A 25,355-nucleotide genomic window follows, 5' to 3' on the forward strand; every position below is an offset into this window, starting at 1 on the left:
CCTCATCTGCGGTGGTTTTTGCTTTAAAAAGTGGTTAAACCCAAGGTGGTCTGCAACCGGAACAGAATGTACTTGAACCAAGTTACTTCCCCCTGATAAGCTTCAAGAGGCAGAGTATACTCATGGTCCTCGTTATTCCACAGTCGATTGAAGTAGGCTTCCATCTCGGCATAAAGAGGCTGGTCTTGTTTTACAGATACCCACAGATTATTCTCCAGGTTGTAGTCATCCAGATTGCGTGTCGTGAAATTGGTGGAACCGCCAAGAATGATGGAACTTCCAGTCTGTTTGGCAATGAAGAGCAACTTTGGATGATATTGCTCTTTGGTCGTATTGTACCAGCGAATAGAGATCTTTCCGTTCGTGCGCTTGTTCAAGTTCATGGCAACTGGACGGTTAGGAATGCCGATTTTATCACGGCCGAAGGCGTTCTGATTGGGGTCCAGTATCAATTTTACCGTAGCCCCTCGTTCGGTAGCCTCTACCAATTCATCGAGAATGGCATCATCGGCAAGGTAGAACATACCCATCCAAATGGTGTCACCCTTCTGCGCAGATTGGAGGGCTTGCCGTGCATATTTATATACCTTTCCTTCCGTTAAATAGCGGACCTCCATAGATTCTTCAGAGTGCTGATCCTTCTCTTTGGTGAAGTCTGGCTCATAAGTGAGTAGTGGCCCTGCATCCGAAAGATTGGCCGCGGCTTGTTCCGTCTGGAGAATATCAGCAATAATTGGGCCTTGTACTTCCAGAGCGATATTGGAATGATAGGCGCTGGCATCATGGATATTTCCTGAGGAGACTAGAGCGGTATTCTCACTAACAACTACCTTACGGTGGTTAGCCTTCACATTAAGTAGCTTCAAATAAGAACGTGCGGTAATATCCGGTCCTCCGCTGGCCATAAGATTGGGAATCCGGCCTTCGCCCGACTGTCCGAACCATTGAATAAAGGTACGCCAGACAGCGGAATAAGCAGGCGTAGAATCGCGTAGAGCATTTACATCGGTCAAAATCACTTTAATCCCCGCAGCCTTCAATTCTTCCAGAAGATGATTGGGTGCAGAGTTGTAATTGGTATTAACCTCATCTGTAATGAAGACGATCTCCATCTCAGGATAAGTTGTTTTTTGTAAAATAAGCTTGTCCGTCAACATTCGGCTGACCGGAGGAAATGACTGATCTTTATGGGTATAATCATTGAAAAGAAAGAGGTCAATCACCAAAAATTCTTTGGACTCCTCGATAATTTGTAGAATCCTCGAAAGAATCTGACTCTCTTGAGTGCCCGTGGCTGTACCGTCCGAATAGGTCAGGTCGTGCCAGAAGGATACATGATTGGTTTTGTATATAGGGCTTTCATAGGAAATGCCGCGGGGTAAAGGTTTGTGGGTCTGGTAAGTCATTACGCCGATTAGCCAGAGAATTAGAATGAAGACAGCCCATAACACCATTGTACGGCGGCGTGAACCGGAACGTTTCTTCGTAGTTAAACCGGGAGCGTAGTTTATTTCTTTAGGTTTATAGGGGTGAACGGGTTGCTGACGATCTGAATTCATGGAAGTTCCTCCTGAAATTATTGCAGAGCACTTCCTTGTGATTGTTATGCTCCGGTGTATTACCAACCTATTAACACCTAGTGGAGCGAAATGAAGCAGCCCAAATATCCTTAACAGTAATGAAATAACATTCGGCTAGCTATAATGAGTTTGAGCAATTAGTACGATGTTTATGAAATTAATGATTACGAAACCGGAGAATTGTAATCGCTAACCTCATATTGTAAATTCATCTGTAGGGATATGTTATAATAAATCGAGTTTGGAAATAGGAGGAACGCAGCATGAATCATACGCCAGAAGAGGCCGTGCCATATGATGCGACTAGGCAGTCTGGCGCAGATCATGGCAAGGACCTACCGGCTGCAGAGGCTTCTGACAAAAGATCTTTATTGCCTACATCGAAGACAGGCGAACGCAAAATTGAACATGTACGCCTTTGCCTAAATGAGGAAGTAGGTGGCGTCGGTGTGACTACAGGGTTTGAACATTACAGATTTCAGCATAATGCTCTGCCAGAGCTGAATTTCGACGATATATCATTGCAGACTACGTTTTTGGATCGTAAGCTGCGTACGCCGCTGCTCATCAGCTCGATGACAGGTGGCAGTGCAGCTACAGGAGCGATTAATGCCCGGTTAGCCGCAGCTGCGCAGCGTCGGGGTTGGGCGCTGGGTGTAGGTTCGGTTCGGGCGGCAGTGGAGCGTTCTGAGCTTACGGCAACCTTTTATGTGCGGGATCAAGCGCCTGATATTCCGGTTATCGCCAATATTGGTGCTGTACAGCTGTCCTATGGTTTTGGGATTGAGGAATGTCGCCGGGCTGTGGATATCGCAGGTGCTGATTTTCTTGTACTACATCTGAATGGCCTGCAAGAGGTCTTTCAACCGGAAGGGAACACTGGTTTTGCCTCTTTGCTATCGCAGATAGAGAAGGTATGCCGGGCACTTGAAGTCCCTGTAGGTGTGAAAGAAGTAGGCTGGGGCATTGATGGAGATGCAGCTGCACGTCTTTATAATGCAGGAGCGGCTTTTATTGATGTTGCGGGTGCAGGCGGGACATCCTGGAGTCAGGTGGAGAAGTTCCGCAGTGTAGATCCTATACGGCGGGCAGCTGCGGAGGCTTTCGCGGATTGGGGCACTCCAACAGCTGATTGTATCACAGAGGTGCGTGCAGTTTCTCCGCAGGGCGCTTTGATTGGCAGCGGCGGACTGAAACATGGCGTGGATGCAGCGAAAGCATTGGCACTTGGAGCTGATCTGGCAGGCTTTGGCCGCAATCTGTTAGGGCCGGCTGTCGATTCTGAAGAGGCGCTGGATGCTGCATTAGCACAGGTAGAACTGGAGCTGAAAATAGCAATGTTTGGTATTGGCGCTCCAGATTTAGCAACTTTACGTGGAACTTCCCGTTTAATACGTAAATAGGATGGTAAATATTGAAGCGAGGAAGTGAGTAAGATTATGATTAAACTGATCCATATGGATGAGTCGGCCTTTCAATTTTTCTTAGGTCAAGCTACCCGGGATTATGCGGAAGATAAGATCAGCGCCGGTGCTTGGGATCCAGAGATCGCGATGAAGCTGTCTGAGGAAGCTATAACACGCTCTTTGCCAAAAGGGCTGCACACAGATGGTGCTTATCTATATTCCATAGTAGAAATAAGCAGTGATGAACAGGTGGGTTATATCTGGTTTAACGTAAGTGAAGGTCGTGGTGGCCGCGAGGCTTTCATTTATGATTTTTATGTTTTTGAACCGTTCCAGAGTAAGGGTTATGGCAAGCAGGCTATGATCGCACTCGATGAAGAAGCCCGGGAGATGAATGTTACCAAAATCGGGTTGCACGTCTTCGGCCAGAACAATCGCGCATTTGAGCTATACAAAAAAATGGGGTATATCGTAACTGACATCACGATGTCTAAAGATCTATAGTCCATAAGTGTGAGGACCTCGAAAGAGGTCTTTTTTTTGTTGTTCTACTGAATTATTATGTAAATAATTGTGATAAATATATTTGATTTAGGATGATTAGGAAAATATGATTAAAAAATAACTTCCTGAAAATGGATTAAGTCATAAAGAGAGAAAAGGGGGGATTAAGGTGAGGCCAAGGACTGTATCGTGGGTGGTTGTTTCCGCAGTAGTATTACTATTACTGGTTAGCTGCAACAGTGGCGATTTACCAGGAAAGAAGAAATCTGAGTCTGAGCAAGTCCAGGCAAGTCCGGTTGCACCGCTAGCCTCTTCAGCTGTAGTTGAAGAACAATCGAAAGTAGCGTTGCCTTCATTGACAGTAGAAAAAAGGCTAGAGGATTTTGATTATATGTGGAAGATTATTGAGGAGAACTATCCTTTCCTAGAGGTGAATAAACGTCTCAATGGAGAGGATTGGCTTGCTAAAAAAGAGGAATACCGCAATAAAATAGCAGCCGTGAAATCGGATGATGAGTTTTTGAGACGAATGAGATTTGTCCTTAGCAGATTAAACAATGGGCATACGAATTTTATATCCAAGGAGGAATATCCTTGGTATCTACATACCTATGTTCAAGCAGGTTTTGGTTATGAACCTTGGATCGACGTGGTTCAACAGCCTAACGTATTGGCCCGTTACAACCAGAAACCTTTAGCGGAGCAGCAAAGCTCTAATGAACTCAATAATGATATGCATAATGGTGGAGATGGAGTAGGAGATGTAACAAAAAAGACTTCTGGGAATGTAAAAAAAGTCATTATAGAGCCCGATCGAATCGCTTATCTCGGCATGCAAAGCTTTGACGGGAGTCTCATGGAGATGGACAGCTCCGAGATCCATGATTTTTTAATAGAGGTAAAGGACTATAAGACCTTAATATTAGATATCCGCGGAAATGGCGGAGGAAACAGTAATTATTGGAGAATTCATATTGTTCCTCTGTTGATTAATAAAACTATCGAATATAATACTTACTTCCTTTATACAAGAGGCAAATATGCGGAGACTTTTATGCAGGCACGTCAGATCACAGCCGGGCAACAACCTATTTCCGGCATCAAAGATGAGCAACTGCCTAATCTGCCATCTGAGGCTTTAAAGATGTTCAAGACATATAGAAAAATAAATGATGTAGTAACTCCTAATAAATCTGTTGGATTTAAAGGGAAAATCTATTTGCTGGTAGATAGCTCTGTGTATTCATCAGCGGAAGGTCTTGCAGCCTTTGCAAAAGGCACCGGGTTTGCAACGGTTGTAGGCGGCAGGACAGGTGGGGATGGACTAGGGATAGATCCGCTTGTTGTTGCATTGCCAAATAGCGGTTATGTATTCAGGTTTTCCTTTGAAATGGGTCTGAATTCTGATGGAAGTTGTAATGAAGAGGTAAAGACTGTGCCTGATGTGGAGGTTGATCCAGATAAATCTAAGCCATTACTGGACCAGCCGGCGATAAAAAAGGTATTAGAGCTTGCGCGTTCGGACACATCTGCTTGACATCCGGTGTTGCTGGCGAATATGTTCTAATATATAATGGTTTAGATCGTATAGCTTATTCGGATGATCAATTTAGCTGAAAATAGGAGTTGTCATATAAATGGCTTTGAAAGCTGGAATCGTCGGACTTCCTAACGTAGGAAAATCCACATTGTTTAATGCGATAACGCAAGCGGGAGCAGAATCCGCTAACTACCCTTTTTGTACCATTGACCCTAACGTTGGTGTTGTTGAAGTTCCAGATGAACGTCTTGATAAACTGACTGAGCTGGTACAGCCGAACAAGACCGTACCTACTGCTTTTGAATTTGTTGATATTGCGGGTCTCGTGCGTGGTGCGAGTAAAGGAGAAGGACTAGGCAACAAGTTCCTGGCCCATATCCGTGAAGTAGATGCTATCGTGCATGTGGTTCGTTGTTTTGAAGATGAGAACGTTACCCACGTTGATGGAAAAGTAAATCCGATCAGCGACATCCAGACCATTAATCTGGAGCTGATTCTTGCTGATATTGAGAGCATTGAGAAGCGGATTGAGCGTTCCCGTAAGAATATCAAAGGCGGCGACAAGAAATACGCTCAAGAAGTTGAACTGCTAGAACGCGTCAAAGAAGTGCTCTACGAAGATAAACCTGCACGCAGTATAGAATTGTCTGATGACGAGAAGCTTATTATCCGCGATCTTCATCTGTTAACATTGAAGCCAGTGCTGTATGCGGCGAATGTAAGTGAAGATGAAGTGGCAAGTGCTGAGGACAATCCTTATGTACAGCAAGTTCGCGATTTTGCAGCTACTGAAGGTGCAGAAGTGGTTCCGATCAGTGCTAAGGTGGAAGCAGAAATTGCTGAGCTTGAAGGCGAAGATAAAGCTATGTTCCTGGAAGAGCTGGGACTGGAAGAATCCGGCCTTAACCGGTTGATTAAAGCGGCTTATAAACTGCTTGGCTTGTATACGTATTTCACAGCAGGCGTTCAGGAAGTTCGGGCGTGGACGATTCGCCGCGGCACCAAAGCACCTGGAGCTGCCGGTGTGATTCATACAGATTTCGAACGCGGATTTATCCGAGCTGAAGTAGTGGCTTACGCGGATCTTGTGGCAGCTGGTTCCATGAACGGTGCGAAGGAACGTGGTCAACTACGTCTTGAAGGTAAAGAATATTTGGTGCAAGACGGCGACGTAATGCATTTCCGTTTTAACGTTTAAGAAGTTTTAAGTGTACGAATGATAAAGGGGTCATCTCGAGCAGTGGGAGTTTCTATTGCTGGGATGATCCTTTTTAAAAATATAAGCTTTTTATTAAGGTATTGTGCGTACGGAACTGTAGCCATTTCACAATATCTTTGGTATAATATAAAGTCGTATATCTATTTTTATGACAGTACAAATTTGATGTTATATTTGCGAATTTGAAATTGAATCAGGAGAGGTGAATTCCCTTGTTGGACCGATTGCAATCCCTGGCGGACCGCTATGAGAAGCTCAGTGAACTGCTTTGTGATCCGGATGTTGCAAACGACAGTAAGAAACTGAGGGACTATTCCAAAGAACAATCAGACCTACAGCCCGCATTTGAGGCGTATACTGAATATAAGAGTGTAATGGAAGAGCTTGAAGCTGCTAAGCAGATGCAAGGCGAAAAGCTTGATGATGAAATGAAAGAAATGGTCAAGATGGAAATTGATGACCTTTCCAAACGTCAAGTGGAGCTGGAAGAGAGAATCCGCGTATTGCTGCTGCCTAAAGACCCGAATGATGATAAGAACGTAATCGTTGAAATTCGTGGTGCAGCGGGTGGAGATGAAGCAGCATTGTTCGCTTCAGACCTTTACCGGATGTACACTCGTTATGCTGATGCACAAGGATGGCGCGTTGAGTTAATGGATGTTAACGCGAGTGATCTTGGTGGATTCAAAGAGGTAATCTTTCTTATTAACGGCCGTGGTGCATACAGTAAGCTGAAATACGAAAGTGGTGCGCATCGCGTACAACGTATCCCAGCGACCGAATCCGGAGGTCGTATTCATACCTCTACTTCTACGGTGTCTGTGATGCCGGAAGCTGAGGCTTTTGAGATCGAGATCCATGATAAAGATATTCGCGTGGATACCTTCTGTTCAAGTGGTGCAGGCGGACAGTCTGTAAATACGACCAAGTCTGCAGTACGTGTAACCCATGTACCTACAGGCATCGTTGCTACCTGTCAGGACGGTAAATCACAGAACTCCAATAAAGAAAAAGCGCTGCAAGTGCTTCGTGCCCGTATCTCTGATATGAAACGGCAGGAAGAAGAAGCGAAGTATGCCGGTGAACGGAAGAGTAAAGTAGGTACGGGTGACCGTAGTGAGCGCATTCGGACGTATAACTTCCCGCAGAGCCGGGTTACAGACCATCGTATTGGCCTGACACTGCACCGTTTGGAGCAGGTTATGAACGGAGAAATCACTGAAATTATCTCAGCCCTTTCAATCGCTGAACAAGCTGACTTGATGGATAATATGGATAATGGAGAATAATGCTTTGAACGATGGCGTATATGTCATGTCGGAAGTCAAAAGCATCCGGGAAGCCTTTGCGGAGGCTTCTTCTTTTTTGATCCGGAGCGGCTGCAATGAACCGCAGCGCAGTGCACAATTGCTGCTGGAGCATGTGCTTGGAGTGTCTGGTGCAGCTTATTACATGGCGCTGGCAGATCCTTTTCCAGCTGCGGTTAAGGAAGCATTTGAGGCGGGAGTTACCCGCCGGGGCGCTGGTGAGCCGGTGCAGTATATCATCGGTGAGCAAGAATTCTACGGGCGGCCTTTTGAGGTGACGCCTGACGTGCTTATTCCGCGGCCGGAGACGGAGCTGCTTGTCGAGGCGATTTTACGTTACGGCGCGGAGCTTTGGCCGGACGGCGTTGTAACGCCGGGCGAAGCGGCGCTGGATAGCGCGGGCGGCGCTGCGGCCCGCAACGGAGGCGGCGCGGGGGACGTGCGCGCCGCAAGACCGCTGGCCGCCGTCGATATCGGCGCTGGCAGCGGTGCGATCTCCGTCACGTTGGCGGCGGAAGCGCCGGCGTGGCGGGTCTGCGCCGGCGATATTTCGCCGGCGGCTCTGGCTGTGGCCGAGCGCAACGCTTTGCGCAATGGCACAGCTGTGGACTTTCGGCTCGGCGATCTGCTCGAGCCGTTCGCGGGGATGGAGACGGATATTCTCGTCTCCAACCCGCCATACATCCCCGGCGAGGATATCGCCGGGCTGCAGCGTGAGGTGCGCGACCATGAGCCGCGCACTGCGCTGGATGGCGGAGCGGACGGGCTGGACCCGTACCGCCGCATGATGGAGCAGCTGACGCTGCTCCCGGCACCGCCGCGCCTGATCGGCTTTGAGCTTGGCTTCGGTCAAGCTGAGCAAGTCGCTGCACTCCTTGCGGCAACGGGCCATTGGACTGAGATTATCACCATTAATGATCTGGCTGGAATCCCGCGTCATGTGCTAGGCATAACGAGATAATATTGCCTGCTATGCAGAGGGTCCATTTTGTCCGGGGTAGAGAAATTGTATTTTCAATCCGACTTCCTTTACAATAGAATTTAGCAGGATTTCTTAGGGGAACATAAAGAAAGCCCAGATATAGAGTAGGGAGGCAGAGCGTGCTTCAGAAGATTAAAAAGATTGATGGTGCTATTGTAGTCGTTCTGTTATTACTCATGGTGGTCAGCATCTTCGCCATATATAGTGTTACTCATGGAAGAGAGAAGCTGGACGGACATCATATTCGTATGATGATGTATTATGCTATTGGTTTTGTAGCTTTTATTGGAATGACCTTTTTGGATTACAGAATATTAGTGAAATATGCGATATATATTTATTTGTTTGGGATAGGGATGCTGGTGCTTGTCAGCTTTTTGGGCGAGACCAAAAATAACGCGCAAGGCTGGTTGACCCTGCCGGGGGGTCTGAGTCTGCAGCCTGCTGAGCTGTTCAAGCTGATATTGATTCTTTTTCTGGCAGCCATGCTTGTCCGCAAGAATAAGAGTAAGCTTCTGTTCTGGCGGGATGTTGTGCCGCTCGGCCTTCTGACCTTGTTTCCGTTCCTTATTGTCCTTACCCAAAATGACCTTGGGAATGCCTTGTCTTACGTTGTGATTCTTGCGGGTCTGTTGTGGATTGGCAATATTAAATACACGCATGCATTAATCGGGCTGGTCATCGTGGCTAGTTCTGCGATTGCAGGAATTATGAGTTATATCCACTATCACGATGAAATTAAAACCTTTCTTACGGATATTGGACGATCTCACTGGATTGAACGTTTTGATCCTTGGCTTGTTCCAGACAAAGCGACAGCCAAAGCCCTTTATCATACTAAAAACGCCAAGCTGGCGATTGCATCAGGTGGAATGAGCGGCGAAGGCTACATGAACGGCAGCTCCGTTCAGACGGATCGGGTGCCATATACGTATTCAGATTCTATCTTTGTGCAGATTGCCGAAGAATTTGGGTTTGTAGGTTCGGCGTTTGTGTTGCTGCTGTACTTTATTTTGATTCACCGGATGATTCTGATTGCGCTGGAGTCTAGGGATAGAGCTGGCCCTTTCCTGATTGTCGGTGTTGTCGCGATGATGTTGTATCAGATTTTTGAGAATATCGGCGCATTTATCGGCTTGATGCCATTGACTGGTATTACGTTACCTTTCATCAGCTTCGGGGGTACATCACTGCTCATTAATATGGCCAGCATCGGGCTGGTAATGAGTGTGCGCCTGCACGGGCAAGAAGTGGAAGAGGATTTTCCTAAACCTACTCCTTATGCAGCTGCCAAACAGGTGTAACCACGAAATAAAGTAGAACCGTCAGGTCCTTATTGTTTAATAGGGGTGCTGGCGGTTCTTTTTGATGGAGGACGGCTTCGTCGGATTGGTGTAATACGTAATACGGGCCGTTTCAGGTAAGCAAGCTGGAAGCAATTCGTATTTGTATTTGTATCGTATTCGTATTTGTATCCTGACTTGGACTCAGATGCCCTTATACTCGAATATTAACTACGTATTGGATAGTATCGGACCGCAAAGACGTTATTTGATCAAAAAGACTGGATTTACTGCAAAATGGCAAGTAATAACGACTCTGGAGTCCGCAAAAGTTCCCGTGAAGCAATAAATCCATAAATAAAGTCTACGGAGTCCGTTAGGTTTGGATCATAGAGTAAAATCACGTCAGAGTGTAATTTTAATAGAAAGATATTTTATAGATTGGCTACATAAATTTGGAATTATATTCACGAATGTTCTACAATAGAAAGGAACGACTTTCCCTGAGAGAGGAGAGTTGAAACCTTAACAGAGTAAGGGGCTTGCAGATGCTTCAAAAGTTCAAAAGGATTGATAAGGTAATTGTTACTGTTCTGATTTTGCTGATGGTGATTAGTATTTTTTCAATATACAGTGTAACCAATGGAAGAATAACGCCTCCGATGAAATTGGATGGCTTTCATTTACAAATGCTTAAATACTATATTTTAGGTTTTGTAGTTTTTATTGTGCTCGCTTTTGTGGACTTTAAGATATTTGTTAAACATGCACTTTATATTTATCTCTTGGGCTTAGTCTTGTTAGTGTCGGTTAGTTTTATTGGTAAAGTAGAGAACGGTGCTCAATTGGGACTTGAGATCGGTGGACTTAGGTTTCAGCCTGCCGAGCTGTTTAAATTGGTATTGATTCTTTTTTTATCATCGATCTTAATTCGAAAACAAGGGTCTACCTTAACCTTCTGGAAAGGGATTGTTCCTCTCACCATTCTTACGTTCATTCCATTTGGTATAGTGATTATGCAAAATGATTTGGGGAATGCCCTTAGCTACATCGTAATATTAATTGGACTTTTATGGATCGGGAATATCAAATTGTCGCATGCGCTCATCGGTTTGCTTATAGTGGGTGGGATTGGTCTTGCTGGGATTTTGAGCTATATAAACTATCATGATGAAGCAGTCGATTTTTTTGAAGGCATTGGTAAGGATCATTTAGTGGAGCGGTTTGACCCTTGGCTGGTACCTGATTTAGCGACAGATAAGGCAAGCTATCACACGAAAAATGCCAAAATAGCTATAGCCTCCGGGGGAATGAGTGGAGAGGGATATATGCAGGGCAGCTCTGTGCAGAATAATCGTGTCCCATATACCTATTCGGATGCGATATTCGTGCAGATTGCCGAGGAGTTTGGATTTGTGGGGTCTGCGCTGCTGCTCTTGCTCTTTTTTATTTTGCTGCATCGGATGATATTGATTGCTCTCGAGAGTAAGGAGCGTAGCGGACCATTTCTAATCATTGGAATTACGGCTATGCTGTTGTATCAAATTCTTGAGAATGTTGGAGCTTTTATCGGCCTGATGCCGTTGACAGGAATAACACTTCCGTTTATCAGTTATGGAGGCACGTCTCTTCTGATTAATATGGCCAGCATGGGGGTCGTGATGAGCGTGCATCTTTATGGGCAGGATGTAGAGGAAGATTTGCAGCTGCATAAGGAGCTGGCATTGAAGTTATAATTTTAATAGATTCATAGGTTTGCAGTCTCTTATCTCCGGGCATACTACTAGCATGAGAGTTAAGAGGAGAGGGGCTGCAACAAATGAATGATAATCATATGGATAAAAGAGATTCCTTACGTGTGACTTTTAAGTATACTGCCATTTTAATTTGTTTTTTTATGGTCCTCATGATGGCTTGGGAAGGTCAAAAAACCGATGCTGCAGTAGCTGAAGTATCTATTCCCCAAGAATCTATACGGTTACGTATTCTAGCTAATTCTGACGGAGCGCAAGATCAGCTGGTGAAACGGCAAATTCGCGATAAAATTGTGGAGCAAATGAACCAGTGGGTATCCGCTCTTGAGGATCCACAGAGCTTGGAGCAGGCACGTGCTCTGATTAGAAATCATCTGCCGGAGCTTAACGCGTTGGTTGGATCAGAGCTGGAGAAACGGGGCATTGAATATTCCTATAAAGTGGAGCTGGGCGTAGTCCCTTTTCCAACCAAATTATACGGTGGCACCGTCTATCCTGCTGGGGAGTATGAAGCTGTTCGGGTCACACTTGGTGCGGGCAAGGGGCAAAATTGGTGGTGTGTACTGTTTCCTCCGCTTTGCTTTATCGATGCAGGCTCTGGAGATGCGGCAGCACCTGCTGCTGACAAAGGTACAAAAACAGTGTCCGCTGCTGGTGCGGATAACAGTGCTAAGGTGAAATCAGCAGCTGCAAAAACAGTGCAGGCTGATTCCTCGGCAGGAAGTGCTTCATCAGGAGAAACTGCTGCTGAGCCAGAGGTACGGTTCTTCGTCTGGGAGCTGCTGCAAAACCTTTGGAACTGGATCAGTGGATTATGGTCGTAAGACCCCAGATATGTTACTATTTTATAAGCAGATCTATCACGGCTCCCTACTGGGGCCGTTTTTTTGCTAAGCTAAATTATATCTTCTAGAAAGCCTGTGATGAGAATGAATGAACACAATAATCCTTTATTCGCCGTTCAGCGGCGGAGTGGAAATAGAGATGAGACTGTATACTGGAAGTTGAATTCCGCTGAGGGAACGAACTCTGAGGTATTTCAGCCGAATGAAGCTGACAAGCTGGCGATAGCGGAGGCAGCAACAATGCTTCGTGAAGGCGGAACCGTGGCTTTTACAACCGAAACCGTCTACGGGCTAGGGGCGGATGCCCGAAATACGGCGGCAGTTGAGGCTGTTTTTGCGGCAAAAGGACGGCCCTCTGACAATCCGTTAATTGTGCATATTGCGGATACGGCAGCTTTGGACGAGCTTGTTGCAGAGGTGCATCCTAAGGCGGCCGCGCTGATGGCAGCTTATTGGCCTGGTCCGCTGACAGTTGTGCTTCCTGTTCGTGAAGGTGTACTGTCGCCCTGTGTGACGGCGGGTTTGGATACGGTTGGTGTGCGGATGCCGGATCATCCGGTAGCTCTAGCACTGATAAGTGCCGCAGGTTGTCCAGTTGCGGCGCCCAGTGCTAATCGTTCGGGTCGCCCGAGCCCGACATTAGCTTCGCATGTGATGGAAGATTTGGCTGGATACATTGATGGCGTCCTTGATGGTGGTGCTGCTGGAGTTGGACTAGAGTCAACAGTCGTGCAGGTACAGCCTGACGGAAAAGTTGCTGTGCTGCGCCCCGGCGGGATTACTTCGGAACAATTGGCTGCAGTGGTGGGAGCAGAGGCAGTAAGCTCAGAGCCCGGTAAAGCTGAGGCAACTGTTTCAGCAACCGCAGCCGCTACTGTCTTGGCTGATTCGGGGACGACAAACCCTGTTGTTGATTTCAGTACTGCTGAGCCAATCACAGCTAAAGCAACTACCGCGCAATCTTCAGCGGATTGCCTGAATGTTAACAATCGTGAGCCTTTCGAAAAGGCTTCCGCATTTATTGAGCAGCATGGTGCGGATGCTGCTAGCGACAATTCTGCGCCGCGCGCGCCGGGCATGAAGTACACGCACTACGCGCCGCGCGGCTGGCTTGCTGTAGTGCGCGGCTCTTCCCCGCAGCGCGTGGCGGACGAAGCCGCAAGTCAACTTCAGGCGGCGCAGCTAAACGGCGAGGTCACGGGCTTGCTCCTCTTCGATGAGCATAAGGCCCTTTATCCCGCCGACCCTGCCGCCTGTGTTCTTTCCCTCGGCTCGTTATCCTCGCCGGAGGAAGGAGCTCGCTCCCTATATGCCGCCTTGCGGCGCTTCGATGAAGCGGGAGCGACTTACATCTTAGCCGAGGCTTGCCCGTATACCGGCCTCGGCGCTGCAATCATGAACCGGCTTATGAAAGCCGCCGGCGGATCTGTCATCGACGCCGGATGACCACGGCATTGCTTTTTCGTATATGACTCCCATATGAAGTCATGATTACCCCCTTGTCCGCATATCGTTGTTGTACAAGATATTTCGGACTTGGGGGGTTAAGCATGGGCTTAGGAGATGTATATACCGAATGGGGGCAGATTGTTACCATTACTATAATGGCGGTTGCATTAGGGATGGATGCTTTTTCGCTCGGTGTAGGGATCGGGATGAAAGGTATTCGTCTGCTGCATATTCTGCAAATGAGTCTGCTCATTGCTGTTTTTCATATGCTGATGCCTCTCCTGGGTTTATTGACAGGAAGTTATGTCGGACACCTGTTAGGTCAAGTAACGACTTATGCTGCTGGAGGTCTTCTAGTTCTTTTGGGCGGGCATATGGTGTACAACTCCTTTCGTCCGGACACAGGAAGCTCACGAGCTATGGATCATCGAACCTTGTGGGGGATGATACTTCTTTCGCTCAGTGTCAGTATTGACTCTTTCTCCGTGGGGGTATCACTGGGGATGTTTGTGAATGGAGTACTTTTGACCATCTTAGCCTTCGGTGCTTGCGGGGGACTAATGTCGATTCTAGGGTTGCTAATTGGACGGCATGTCAGTCGTGGTCTCGGGGATTATGGAGAAGCGCTAGGCGGTGCAATACTTCTGGGGTTTGGCTTGCTATTCATCTTTTGATACAATAACGGCATTAGAATATTTAATTTCATGGGGGTGCAAAACATGCTGCATATTTTATTCGTCTGCACCGGGAATACATGCCGAAGTCCTATGGCTGAGGGGCTTTTACGAAAGCTCGCGAAGGAACGTGGAATCGACCTGGAAGTGCGGTCTGCAGGTGTATCCGCCATTTCCGGTACTTCTATATCAAGACATGCTGCAGCTATACTGCAGGAAGAAGGAATTCATGATTCAATGGAGTCGTCACAATTGACAGGTCAAGCTGTCGCTTGGGCCGACCTTGTGCTGACCTTGACGGGTGGGCATAAGCAGCATTTGCTGCAGTATTTTCCAGATGCTGTAACGAAAACCTATACATTGAAGGAATACGTGCATGATGAAGATGCGGTGACGGAAGATATCAAGGAATTGGACAGCCTTTACGCAGATGCGGAGTTGAGCTTAGCCCTTGGTGGTGAACCGAATGCAACGGATCTGCAGCGGATGATTGAGATTCGCCAGCGTATTCCGAGCTTCGATATTTCTGATCCATTTGGTGGCACGCGTGAGGACTATGAGCTAACTGCTGCTGAGATTCGCACTGCGCTATTCAGTTTGCTGGATAAGCTGGAAACCTTCCGCCATTTGTAAATGGTTGATTTTCAGTTCACTTTGCTTTAAGATGAAGTTACAAATAATCGGTTCCGATGTAACTGGCGACAAATGTGGATCAAACCACGATGGAGCATCGGAATAAACGGCCGGTCGCCTGGGCAAAAGAGCAAATCCGCAGCTACCTGCGGACTGCTCTTTTTTGTTTAAAATAAGCTTGTTTGAAGTTTGAGGAGGTAGAGTGATGGACGAAGTTGTGGAGCTATCATTAACTGAAGCCACCGTCACTGTGTTAAGGGAGTTGGCGGAGGCTGGTAACCTTGGGTCAGGCAAAATTGTTGTCGTCGGAGTGAGCACAAGTGAGGTTGCTGGTGTCCGGATTGGAACTGGTGGTGCACTTGAAGTTGCAGAACAACTGCTTGAAGGTGTTCGTTTAGTAGCAGCGGAAAAAGGATTTCATCCGGTGTATCAGTGCTGCGAGCATTTAAATCGTGCACTTGTCATGGAACGCTCTCTGCTAGAGTCACTTGGTCTGAAGGAAGTATCAGCTGTACCTATACGAGGTGCTGGAGGTTCGATGGCTACGGCTGCTTATCACGCTATGAAAGATCCTGTTTTGGCGGAAACGATAGAAGCTCATGCTGGTTTAGATATTGGCGAGACACTGATAGGAATGCATTTACGGCGGGTAGCCGTTCCTTTCCGTCCGACTCTACGATACATTGGAGCAGCCAGAGTGAATGCGGCATGGACCAGACCCCCACTAATTGGCGGGGAACGTGCGGTATATCGTGCTCCAGAACAAAGTGGTTCACAGTTTTGTGATTAACGAACTTTAGTTTTTATATTTTTTGCAGAAACGTAGACCTAAGTCTCTTTATGGCGGGCAAATCGTTTCTACTTAAATACAACATATCTACACACACTAGGGAGGAAATAAGAACATGGAACAATTGCGTAAGAGTGACCCGGCAGTACTGGAAGCGATGGAACTGGAACTGAAACGTCAGCGTGCCAACATTGAGCTTATTGCCTCAGAGAATATCGTTAGCGAAGCCGTAATGGAAGCTATGGGCTCCGTGCTTACGAACAAATATGCAGAAGGTTATCCAGGCAAACGTTATTATGGTGGCTGTGAAGATGTAGATATCGTTGAGAACCTTGCTCGTGATCGTGCAAAAGAATTGTTTGGCGCGGATCATGTCAACGTACAACCACATTCCGGCGCTCAAGCAAATATGGCAGTTTATCTGGCTGCACTTAAGCCTGGCGACACCGTTCTTGGAATGAATTTGGCGCACGGTGGTCATTTGACACATGGTAGCCCAGTTAATGCTTCTGGATTGCTTTATAACTTCGTTGCTTATGGAGTACAAGAAGATACTTTCCTAATTGATTATGATGAAGTACGTAAAGCAGCCTTCAAACACCGTCCAAAAATGATTGTAGCTGGTGCTAGTGCCTATCCGCGTATTATTGATTTCGAAAAACTTGGCGCTATCGCCAATGATGTGGGTGCGCTATTTATGGTAGATATGGCCCATATCGCAGGATTGGTTGCTGCTGGTCTTCATCCGAGCCCGGTTCCTCATGCTCATTTCGTTACAACTACTACGCATAAGACTTTGCGCGGTCCCCGCGGAGGTATGATTATGTGCAGACAGCCTTGGGCAGCTGCTATTGATAAAGCGGTATTCCCTGGTTCCCAAGGTGGACCTCTGATGCATGTAATTGCTTCAAAAGCAGTCGCATTTGGTGAAGCATTGCAGCCATCCTTTAAGACTTATGCTCAAAATGTAGTGAAGAACGCTAATGTTCTTGCAGAAACGTTGATCAGCGAAGGGGTTAACATTGTATCCGGAGGTACAGATAACCACTTGATGCTGCTGGATACCCGTAATCTGAACATTACCGGAAAAGATGCGGAAAAAGTACTAGATTCCATCGGGATTACTGTGAATAAAAACGCAATTCCATTTGATCCTACAAGTCCTTTCGTAACAAGTGGTATTCGTATTGGTACACCTGCAGTCACATCCCGTGGTATGGACGAGCAGGCGATGGTCACTATTGGACGTATCATTGCTAATGTTCTAAAGAATCCGAAGGATGAGGCAAACTTGGCAGAATCTGCGCGTCAAGTGGCTGAGTTGACTGACCAATACCCTCTTTATCCAGAGTTGAAATACTAAATCTTTGCTTCTAATAAGAAATGATTCTGCCTCCATCCATACCCTCTTCCGGGTTTGATGGAGGCTTTTTTGTTGCATATTGTTCACAAATATCACTGTAGGTAATAGATGGAATTGAATGAAATTAATCATGAAAGTTCATGGAACTTTCAATAAAATTAGTGAAAATAATGTGAATAGTATGAAAAAGCCAAAGTTGCACAACATAATCTAGGTTTTATAAGTGATTGGTTTCCTAATTAAGCCAATCATTACCTTTAAAAACAAGGAAATACAAAGGAATATGTTCAATGTGAGTTCAAGTACCATTCTGAGGTGAAATGCAGCGGCGGGAGTGCTATAATAGACAGGATTTAGCCACTGAGAAGCAAAGCGCTTTCTATGGCTATAGACAAGACTTACAATTACCGGAGGGACAGTAAATGGGAAAATTGGTGATTTGCGATCATCCTTTAATTCAACACAAACTAACATTTATTCGCGACGTTAGAACAAACACGAAGGATTTCAGAGAACATGTTGACGAAGTTGCCACATTGATGGCTTATGAGATTACACGTGATATTCCACTAGAGACCATTACGGTACAAACACCGGTCACTGAGACGGAAAGCAAAGTGATTTCGGGAAGAATGCTGGGGCTTATTCCTATTCTTCGTGCGGGTTTAGGTATGCTTGAAGGTGTACTGAAGCTTCTACCTGCGGCTAAAGTAGGACATGTAGGGCTTTTCCGTGATCCAGACACTCTTCAACCAGTGGAGTATTATATCAAGCTTCCAACGGATGTACAGGAACGTGAGTTGATAGTAATTGACCCGATGCTTGCTACAGGCGGATCCGCAATTGCTGCGATTACCTCACTGAAGAATCGTGGTTGTACACAGATCAAAATGATGAACTTGATTGCAGCGCCAGAAGGTGTTGCTGCAGTTCAGGAAGCTCATCCGGATGTTGATATTTATGTTGCAGCGCTTGATGATCATTTGAATGAACATGGTTACATCGTGCCAGGTCTTGGTGATGCTGGTGACCGTCTTTATGGAACCAAGTAATAAGTAATTAAGTATTAAGTATAGTAATGCGAGAATATTTGATGAGAGGGTAGGGGTTATGTCCAAAATCAAAGTAATGACTATTTTCGGAGTGCGCCCCGAGGCGATCAAGATGGCTCCTCTGGTTCTTGAACTGAAGAAGCATCCTGAGCATATCGAATCAATAGTATGTGTAACAGCACAGCATAGAGAACTGCTCGATCAAGTGTTGGAAGTGTTTAATATCACCCCTGATTACGATTTGGACGTGATGAAGGACCGTCAGACCTTGAATGAGATTACTATTCGTGTGCTTGAAGGTTTGGAACCTGTACTGAAAGAAGTTAAACCTGACCTCGTGCTGGTGCATGGGGACACCTTAACAACGTTTTTAGCTAGTTACGCTTCCTTCCTGCAGCAAATTCAGGTTGGGCACGTAGAAGCAGGACTTAGGACATGGAACAAATTGTCTCCGTATCCTGAAGAAATGAACCGTCAACTCACAGGTGTGTTAGCTGATCTGCATTTCGCTCCAACCGATTTGTCAGCTAACAATCTGAGACACGAGAACAAAAAAGAATCAAGTATTTATATCACAGGCAACACCGTAACTGATGTGTTTCAATATACCGTACAGCCGGATTACCGGCATCCTGTTTTGGATTTTGCTTCAGGAAAAAGACTTATTTTGATGACCGCTCACCGCAGAGAATCTCAAGGTGAACCGCATCGTAATATCTTCCGAGCTATTAAAAGAATCGCTGATGAATTCGAAGATGTCGCCATTGTTTACCCTGTGCATCCGAGTCCTGCCGTTAAGGAACCTGCGCATGAGATACTGGGAGGACATCCGAGAATTAAGCTGATTGATCCGCTGGATGTCGTGGACCTGCATAATTTTTATCCGCATACCCACTTGATATTGACCGATTCCGGCGGTCTGCAAGAGGAAGCTCCTTCTTATGGAGTGCCTGTTCTTGTGCTTCGTGATACAACGGAGCGTCCCGAAGGGATAGAGGCTGGAACGCTGGAACTTGTGGGCACGGACGAGGAGAAGGTGTATCAACGGACACATGCTCTTTTGACTGATAATGAGCTCTATCAGTCGATGAGTCGGGCCGCCAACCCGTATGGAGATGGCAAGGCTTCCCAACGGATTGTCAATGCGATTTTGCACCATTTTGGTGTTAATAAGGAACGTCCTGAAGAGTTTCACAGAATGTTCACAAAAAATAAATAATTTCAATTAAACTAATATCTGATCTGATTAAAATCAACATACAGTGAAACTGTACGGTTTATATGGTTTTGGAACGTTTTGCTGTGATTATTTTCATGTTTTCAAGGGTTTTTAGGCAATGTTCAATGAATTGACAAAGACTCAGGAAATTCAGTAAAATTAGTTGGGATTGTAGCCCATGAAAGAACAAAATAGCAAGGACAGCTTGTTACAGACCGCGCTTGTCATTGGAAGTGCAGGCACTTTGCTTGCCGCTTACATTCTTATTGGTTTTTTTGCGGCAAGATGGCTGAAAGACCTGATGGAGGGGCCGAAATATTGGCTCGCCATTGGCACTATAACTGGAATGATTCTGGGAATTGTGAATGTCGCCTTGTTAATTAAAAAATTTTTGGGGGAGCAGAATGGATAATATGACTCCCATGATCAATACCGTCACTAGAGTTACGCTCGTCCTTATGGCAGGACTCTTAATGGGCTGGGTGCTTCATCATGAGACCCGGGCGATTACACTGGGCATGACTCTGGGTCTGGTGGCGGGATTGGTAAACTTTCGTTATCTGGCCGTCAAGGTTCGACGGGTTACGCAGTCGATTGCGAGCAACGAAGGGAATGCCTTCAGCCTCGGTTTTGTTACACGGATTAGCTTCGCAATTTTGGTCACCATGTTCTCGGTCAAGATTGAGCATTTCTCCCTGGTAGCAACTGTTTCGGGCGTATTCATTCCTCAGCTTCTCGCCATTCCTGCGGGGATATATCTGAGTGTGAAGAATAAGCTTTAACCAGATTAAAGAGAAAGGGGGATGATACTATGCATGACATGCCGAAAATATTTGTCGGGGGAATACCGATAGATTTATCCGCCGTGTTGATGCTTCTGATCAGTTGTACAGTGGTGTTTGTTCTGGTTATGCTTTCGGTTCGTAAGCTTTCCGTTGAAAATCCATCCAAGCTTCAGAACTTCATGGAATGGGTTGTGGAATTTGTAGAGGGTGTCATAAGCAGTGCCATGGATCTGAAGAAAGGAAAACCTTACATATCTTTAGGGTTGACATTGATTCTGTTTATCTTTGTTTCCAATCTACTTGGATTGCCTTTCTCCGTTGTAACTGAGGCGCATGGACCTGTAACAGTGTTTGGCCACGTGATTGAAGCAACTAAGAACTTGGCGAATGGTGAGCATGCAGAAATTTTATGGTACAAGTCGCCAACTGCTGACATTAACGTCACTGCAGGATTGGCAATCATAGTATTTGTACTGATGAACTTTCTGGGCATTAAGCTCAACGGCAAACATTATTTCAAACACTACATCGAGCCGTTTCCAATCTTTTTGCCACTGAACATTATCGAAAACCTGGCAAAACCTGTAGCGTTGGCTATTCGTCTATTCGCTAACATTTTCGCCGGAGAAGTACTGATTACAGTCATTTTGAAGCTGGGGATTCTCAGTATTCCGTTCCTGGCTGTATGGCAGGGCTTCAGTATTTTCGTCGGGGCACTACAAGCGTTTATCTTTACGATTCTGACGATGGTTTATATCGCACAGATGACGATTCACGAAGAAGAAGCACATTAATGAACTGCTGCGAAGAGAACGGCTATCGTCTGATTTTCCTTCGTGGGAGATATCTTATATCATTAAACACAAATATGAACCGAAATTAAAGGAGGATATTTACAAATGGAATTTTTAGCAGCAGCAATAGCGGTTGGATTGGGTGCACTTGGCGCAGGTCTTGGTAACGGTATGATCGTTAGTAGAACAGTTGAGTCCATCGCTCGTCAACCAGAAGCGAAAAATGCTTTGCAAACAACAATGTTTATTGGTGTAGGTATCGTCGAAGTTATTCCGTTGGCAGCAACAGTTATCGCATTCCTGATTATGTTTACTTAATAAACCGTAGTTACGGTTTGGCGGGGACGGCCGATGCCATCCGCGCCTTACTTTTGTATACGTCCGCATGACGCGGTAACGGAAGGGAGTGACCTCAGTGGATATTGTTTGGACAAACATAGTATTTTCAATTGTCGCCTTTGGGATTTTATATTTCTTGCTTAGCAAGTATGCGTTCAGCAAACTTTTTGCAGTTATGGAGAAACGCCGTGAGCTGGTAATGCAGCAAATGGACGAAGCTGCGAAGACTAGAGAACAAGCGGTCGCGTATGTGGAAGAGCAGAAGCAAGCGCTGAACAGTGCACGCCAGGAAGCTCAACAGATTATTCAACAATCGCAAATCACAAGCAATCTACAGGTAGAACAAACTTTGGCACAAGCCAAAGCAGATGCAGCACGTGTCAAAGAAGAGGCCGTGCGCGATATCGAGAACGAAAAGAACAAAGCAGTGGAAGAGTTGCGCAGCGAAATTGGAACGGCATCTGTTCGTATTGCTTCTAAACTTCTTAAGAAAGAAGTTAGTGCTAACGGCGAGCAGGAGCAACTTGTGAACCAATACCTCAAAGAGGTAGGAGGCCAATCATGAGCCGCGATACGGTAGTTGCCAAGCGCTACGCTAGAGCATTGTACAGTGCAGCGGTAGAGAAAGGGATTACCCTTGAAGTAGAAGAAGAGCTCAAGGCAGTGGTTGGATTATTACATTCCGACCAAGAGATAAAGCGGTTTATTCTTGCACCGCGCATCTCGGAGTCCGACAAGCTGAAAGTGCTGCGCACAGCGCTTCAAGATAAGCTCTCTCCCATCGTGATGAACATTGTAGAATTGTTAGTAGAGCGAGGCAGAACCGATATTTTTGCCGATCTGCTGGATACGTATATCAAGATTGAAGGAGACGCTCTTGGCATTGGTGATGCTAAGGTATACTCTGTTTATTCTTTAAGTGAAGAAGAAAAAGCAGCTGTAGCTGCAGAATTCGGCCAACTCGTAAACCGTAAAATCCGGATTACGAATGTGGTGGACCCAAGCCTGTTGGGAGGACTGAAAGTTTATATCGGCGATACGCTGTATGACGGCAGTCTGTCTAACAAATTGGAGCGTCTCGAGAAATCCTTTAATGATAAGCATAGAAGATAGGGGTGAGGATATTGGGCATCAGACCTGAAGAGATCAGCACTTTGATCAAAAGTCAAATTGAGGAATATAAAGCCGATATCGAAGTTGCCGAAGTCGGCACCGTCATTCAAGTCGGCGACGGTATCGCCCGTGTCTACGGTCTGGAAAACGCAATGGCTGGCGAATTGCTAGAGTTCTCCAACGGAGTAGTGGGCATGGCGCTCAATCTGGAAGAAAGCAACGTCGGTGTTGTTATTCTGGGTGAGTACAAGGAAATTCGTGAAGGCGATCAAGTAAAACGTACAGGACAAATTATGCAAGTTCCTGTTGGTGAAGCTCTGCTCGGTCGTGTAGTTAACGCACTTGGTATGCCGCTTGACGGCAAAGGCCCAATTGCTACAACTGAATTCCGTCCTGTAGAAAATAATGCACCAGGTGTTATCGATCGTAAATCGGTACATGAACCGATGCAAACAGGTCTTAAAGCCATTGATGCGATGGTACCAATCGGTCGTGGACAACGCGAACTTATCATTGGTGACCGTCAAACAGGTAAGACTGCAATCGCAATTGACGCGATTATCAACCAAAAAGGCAACGGTATGAAATGTATTTATGTTGCCATTGGTCAAAAGCAATCCACAGTAGCACAGGTTGTAGAAACTCTTCGCCGTCATGGCGCTTTGGAATATACAATCGTTGTAACTGCATCGGCTTCCGAGCCGTCCCCATTGTTGTACATTGCTCCATACGCAGGTTGCGCAATGGGCGAATACTTCATGTACAAGGGCGAGCACGTACTGATCATTTACGATGACCTTTCGAAACAAGCTTCGGCTTATCGCGAATTGTCCTTGCTGCTTCGTCGTCCACCGGGTCGTGAAGCATTCCCGGGTGACGTATTCTACTTGCACTCCCGTCTTTTGGAGCGTGCAGCTAAGCTTAGTGATGAGCTCGGTGGTGGTTCATTAACCGCACTTCCATTTATCGAAACACAGGCATCTGACGTATCAGCTTACATTCCTACGAACGTAATCTCGATTACAGATGGTCAAATCTTCCTTGAATCCGATCTGTTCTACTCTGGTCAACGTCCGGCGATCAACGTCGGTATCTCCGTTTCCCGTGTAGGGGGCTCCGCTCAAATCAAAGCGATGAAGAAGGTAGCCGGCTCGCTCCGTCTGGATCTTGCCCAATATCGCGAACTTCAAGCCTTCTCACAGTTCGGCTCAGATCTTGATAAATCTACACTTGCCCGTCTGAATCGCGGGGCACGTATGATGGAAGTTCTGAAACAAGGTGTGAATCAGCCGTTGTCTGTTGAGCATCAAGTACTTAGCTTGTACACAGCTGTAAAAGGATATTTGGATGATATTCCAGTTAAAGACGTAAAACGTTTTGAAAAGGAATTCCTTGCTTACATGGATAGCAGTGCTGCTGATGTAGCTCAATCCATCAGGGATACAAAAGATTTGACAGCTGATAACGAAGCCGCTCTTAAAGCAGCGATTGATACCTTTAAAAGAGGTTTCGCTACTAGCTAATATAGATAGACTTTAACGGATTTTACTAAGTGAGCTTTGGCTCTGCCGAAGCTCAGGCTGTGCTTATGAAGTAGCTTTGACTCCGTCAAAGCTAAGATGATGCTTACGAAGTTAGCTTTGACTCCGTCAAAGCTCTAAGGTGGTGAAATCATGGCAAGAAGCATGCGTGATATTAAACGTCAAATTAAGAGTGTTCAAAACACAAGACAGATCACAAAAGCGATGGAAATGGTAGCCGCATCCAAGCTGAGAAAAGCTCAGGAGAAGGCAATTGCCGCCCGTCCTTATGCTGAGAAGCTAAAAGAGGTTGTATCGAGCATTGCGGCTGGCACAGAAGGTGTTCAACACCCTATGCTGGTTAGCCGCCCTGTGAAGAAGACTGGTTATCTAATCGTTACCTCTGATAGAGGGCTTGCAGGTGGTTACAACGCTAATATTTTGCGTAAGGTGACGATGCTCATCGCGGAGAAGCATAAGTCCAAAGATGAGTACGCATTGTTTGTTATTGGTCGTAAGGGCCGTGACTTTCTACGTCGCCGTGAATATCCGATTGTACAGGAAGTTACTGAGCTGTCGGATGCGCCGAAGTTTGCTGACATCAAGTCTATCGCGAATTCGGCAGTACAGCAGTTTGTAGATGGTACGTATGATGAGTTGTATGTTTGTTACAATCAATTCGTCAATGCTATCACCCAGATCCCAACCGTTGAGAGACTGTTGCCTATGGATGGAGTAGGGAATCAAGAGCATCATGAAGCTTCTGCAAACTACGAATATGAACCTTCACCGGAAGGCGTGCTAGAAGTATTGCTTCCAAAGTACGCTGAAACTTTGATTTATAGCGCTATTCTGGATGGCAAGGCCAGTGAGCTGGGTGCGAAAATGACAGCTATGGGCAGTGCAACGAAGAACGCGTCGAAAATGATCGGAGAACTTACCCTTACGTACAACCGTGCCCGTCAGGCGGCAATTACGCAGGAAATTACCGAGATCGTGGCCGGAGCGAACGCGCAGTCTTAAAATACAAGAAAAGTTAAACTAAGTGCTTAACTTGTCTTGTGTTTTACGAGAAACAGTGTCGCTTGCTTAGGGTGCATAGCTCCTTAAGAACGGCACTGTAAGTTCTTCTTAAAATATAAGAAAGTATGGTTTTACACTATACAAAATGCTTATATTTCTACGAGAAACGGTTGTCATCTTT

At 46.0% G+C, this 25,355-nt stretch carries 25 protein-coding genes and 1 riboswitch; of the genes, 24 read left to right on the forward strand and 1 reads right to left on the reverse strand.

What is annotated here, in order from left to right:
* Positions 1–23 precede the first annotated feature (23 nt).
* Positions 24–1,454 (reverse strand): phospholipase D family protein, encoded by a 1,431-nt coding sequence (locus MKY14_RS28730; protein WP_445669888.1) that lies wholly within the window; start codon positions 1,452–1,454, stop codon positions 24–26.
* A 389-nt stretch (positions 1,455–1,843) separates the two neighbouring features.
* Between MKY14_RS28730 and fni the strand changes: the two genes are divergently transcribed.
* From fni to atpG, 24 genes are all read left to right on the forward strand, one after another.
* On the forward strand, positions 1,844–2,983 hold the full coding sequence (gene fni / locus MKY14_RS28735; protein WP_081383175.1) for a type 2 isopentenyl-diphosphate Delta-isomerase: 1,140 nt from the start codon (positions 1,844–1,846) through the stop codon (positions 2,981–2,983).
* A gap of 36 nt (positions 2,984–3,019) precedes the next feature.
* A complete protein-coding gene (locus MKY14_RS28740; protein ID WP_232061473.1) occupies positions 3,020–3,490 on the forward strand; it encodes a GNAT family N-acetyltransferase in 471 nt (156 codons plus the stop codon).
* Between the two features lie 169 nt (positions 3,491–3,659).
* The gene (locus MKY14_RS28745; protein WP_340011515.1) at positions 3,660–5,027 is read left to right on the forward strand and encodes a S41 family peptidase; all 1,368 of its coding nucleotides are present in this window, start codon (positions 3,660–3,662) and stop codon (positions 5,025–5,027) included.
* A 100-nt stretch (positions 5,028–5,127) separates the two neighbouring features.
* Entirely contained in the window at positions 5,128–6,228 is a 1,101-nt protein-coding gene (gene ychF / locus MKY14_RS28750) for a redox-regulated ATPase YchF (RefSeq protein ID WP_036681604.1), read from the forward strand.
* Between the two features lie 233 nt (positions 6,229–6,461).
* Positions 6,462–7,538 (forward strand): peptide chain release factor 1, encoded by a 1,077-nt coding sequence (gene prfA, locus MKY14_RS28755; RefSeq protein ID WP_036681601.1) that lies wholly within the window; start codon positions 6,462–6,464, stop codon positions 7,536–7,538.
* The gene (gene prmC / locus MKY14_RS28760; protein ID WP_340977897.1) at positions 7,528–8,517 is read left to right on the forward strand and encodes a peptide chain release factor N(5)-glutamine methyltransferase; all 990 of its coding nucleotides are present in this window, start codon (positions 7,528–7,530) and stop codon (positions 8,515–8,517) included. Before prfA ends, prmC begins: the two co-directional genes overlap by 11 nt.
* A 140-nt stretch (positions 8,518–8,657) precedes the next feature.
* The gene (locus MKY14_RS28765) at positions 8,658–9,842 is read left to right on the forward strand and encodes an FtsW/RodA/SpoVE family cell cycle protein (protein WP_076123938.1); all 1,185 of its coding nucleotides are present in this window, start codon (positions 8,658–8,660) and stop codon (positions 9,840–9,842) included.
* A 527-nt stretch (positions 9,843–10,369) separates the two neighbouring features.
* Positions 10,370–11,557, forward strand: a complete 1,188-nt coding sequence (locus MKY14_RS28770) for an FtsW/RodA/SpoVE family cell cycle protein (protein ID WP_340977898.1) — start codon at positions 10,370–10,372, stop codon at positions 11,555–11,557.
* Between the two features lie 98 nt (positions 11,558–11,655).
* Positions 11,656–12,399 carry a stage II sporulation protein R gene (gene spoIIR, locus MKY14_RS28775; RefSeq protein WP_076099806.1) on the forward strand — a complete coding sequence of 248 codons (744 nt, stop codon included), beginning with the start codon at positions 11,656–11,658 and terminating at the stop codon, positions 12,397–12,399.
* A gap of 105 nt (positions 12,400–12,504) precedes the next feature.
* Complete coding sequence (locus MKY14_RS28780) at positions 12,505–13,866, forward strand: L-threonylcarbamoyladenylate synthase (RefSeq protein ID WP_340978074.1); 1,362 nt, start codon at positions 12,505–12,507, stop codon at positions 13,864–13,866.
* Between the two features lie 104 nt (positions 13,867–13,970).
* Positions 13,971–14,543: a manganese efflux pump MntP gene (locus MKY14_RS28785; protein ID WP_076182070.1), complete on the forward strand. Its 573-nt coding sequence runs from the start codon at positions 13,971–13,973 to the stop codon at positions 14,541–14,543.
* Positions 14,544–14,588: 45 nt separating this feature from the next.
* Complete coding sequence (locus MKY14_RS28790) at positions 14,589–15,176, forward strand: low molecular weight protein arginine phosphatase (RefSeq protein WP_036681588.1); 588 nt, start codon at positions 14,589–14,591, stop codon at positions 15,174–15,176.
* A gap of 48 nt (positions 15,177–15,224) precedes the next feature.
* A riboswitch (ZMP/ZTP riboswitch) is annotated at positions 15,225–15,307 on the forward strand.
* 74 nt (positions 15,308–15,381) lie between these two features.
* Complete coding sequence (locus MKY14_RS28795) at positions 15,382–15,966, forward strand: TIGR01440 family protein (RefSeq protein ID WP_076099682.1); 585 nt, start codon at positions 15,382–15,384, stop codon at positions 15,964–15,966.
* Positions 15,967–16,081: 115 nt separating this feature from the next.
* Positions 16,082–17,329, forward strand: a complete 1,248-nt coding sequence (glyA, locus tag MKY14_RS28800) for a serine hydroxymethyltransferase (protein ID WP_038573642.1) — start codon at positions 16,082–16,084, stop codon at positions 17,327–17,329.
* A 422-nt stretch (positions 17,330–17,751) separates the two neighbouring features.
* Positions 17,752–18,381, forward strand: a complete 630-nt coding sequence (gene upp, locus MKY14_RS28805; protein ID WP_036681583.1) for a uracil phosphoribosyltransferase — start codon at positions 17,752–17,754, stop codon at positions 18,379–18,381.
* 58 nt (positions 18,382–18,439) lie between these two features.
* Entirely contained in the window at positions 18,440–19,600 is a 1,161-nt protein-coding gene (gene wecB, locus MKY14_RS28810) for a non-hydrolyzing UDP-N-acetylglucosamine 2-epimerase (protein WP_076123932.1), read from the forward strand.
* A 178-nt stretch (positions 19,601–19,778) separates the two neighbouring features.
* The gene (locus MKY14_RS28815; RefSeq protein ID WP_036681579.1) at positions 19,779–20,012 is read left to right on the forward strand and encodes an AtpZ/AtpI family protein; all 234 of its coding nucleotides are present in this window, start codon (positions 19,779–19,781) and stop codon (positions 20,010–20,012) included.
* Positions 20,005–20,382, forward strand: a complete 378-nt coding sequence (locus MKY14_RS28820; RefSeq protein WP_036681578.1) for an ATP synthase subunit I — start codon at positions 20,005–20,007, stop codon at positions 20,380–20,382. Before MKY14_RS28815 ends, MKY14_RS28820 begins: the two co-directional genes overlap by 8 nt.
* Before the next feature lie 29 nt (positions 20,383–20,411).
* Positions 20,412–21,179: a F0F1 ATP synthase subunit A gene (atpB, locus tag MKY14_RS28825; RefSeq protein ID WP_036681575.1), complete on the forward strand. Its 768-nt coding sequence runs from the start codon at positions 20,412–20,414 to the stop codon at positions 21,177–21,179.
* Between the two features lie 105 nt (positions 21,180–21,284).
* A complete protein-coding gene (gene atpE, locus MKY14_RS28830; RefSeq protein ID WP_036681574.1) occupies positions 21,285–21,497 on the forward strand; it encodes a F0F1 ATP synthase subunit C in 213 nt (70 codons plus the stop codon).
* A 97-nt stretch (positions 21,498–21,594) separates the two neighbouring features.
* Positions 21,595–22,083, forward strand: coding sequence for a F0F1 ATP synthase subunit B (atpF, locus tag MKY14_RS28835; protein WP_076123930.1), 489 nt, complete (start codon positions 21,595–21,597; stop codon positions 22,081–22,083).
* Positions 22,080–22,631 carry a F0F1 ATP synthase subunit delta gene (locus MKY14_RS28840; protein ID WP_076123928.1) on the forward strand — a complete coding sequence of 184 codons (552 nt, stop codon included), beginning with the start codon at positions 22,080–22,082 and terminating at the stop codon, positions 22,629–22,631. The genes atpF and MKY14_RS28840 overlap by 4 nt, the downstream gene beginning before the upstream one ends.
* Positions 22,632–22,642: 11 nt before the next feature.
* Positions 22,643–24,154 carry a F0F1 ATP synthase subunit alpha gene (gene atpA, locus MKY14_RS28845; protein WP_036681566.1) on the forward strand — a complete coding sequence of 504 codons (1,512 nt, stop codon included), beginning with the start codon at positions 22,643–22,645 and terminating at the stop codon, positions 24,152–24,154.
* 150 nt (positions 24,155–24,304) lie between these two features.
* The gene (gene atpG, locus MKY14_RS28850; RefSeq protein ID WP_036681564.1) at positions 24,305–25,174 is read left to right on the forward strand and encodes an ATP synthase F1 subunit gamma; all 870 of its coding nucleotides are present in this window, start codon (positions 24,305–24,307) and stop codon (positions 25,172–25,174) included.
* Positions 25,175–25,355: the final 181 nt, after the last annotated feature.

The sequence above is a fragment of the Paenibacillus sp. FSL R5-0887 genome, assembly GCF_038002305.1.
GTDB classification, from domain to species: domain Bacteria; phylum Bacillota; class Bacilli; order Paenibacillales; family Paenibacillaceae; genus Paenibacillus_AQ; species Paenibacillus_AQ odorifer.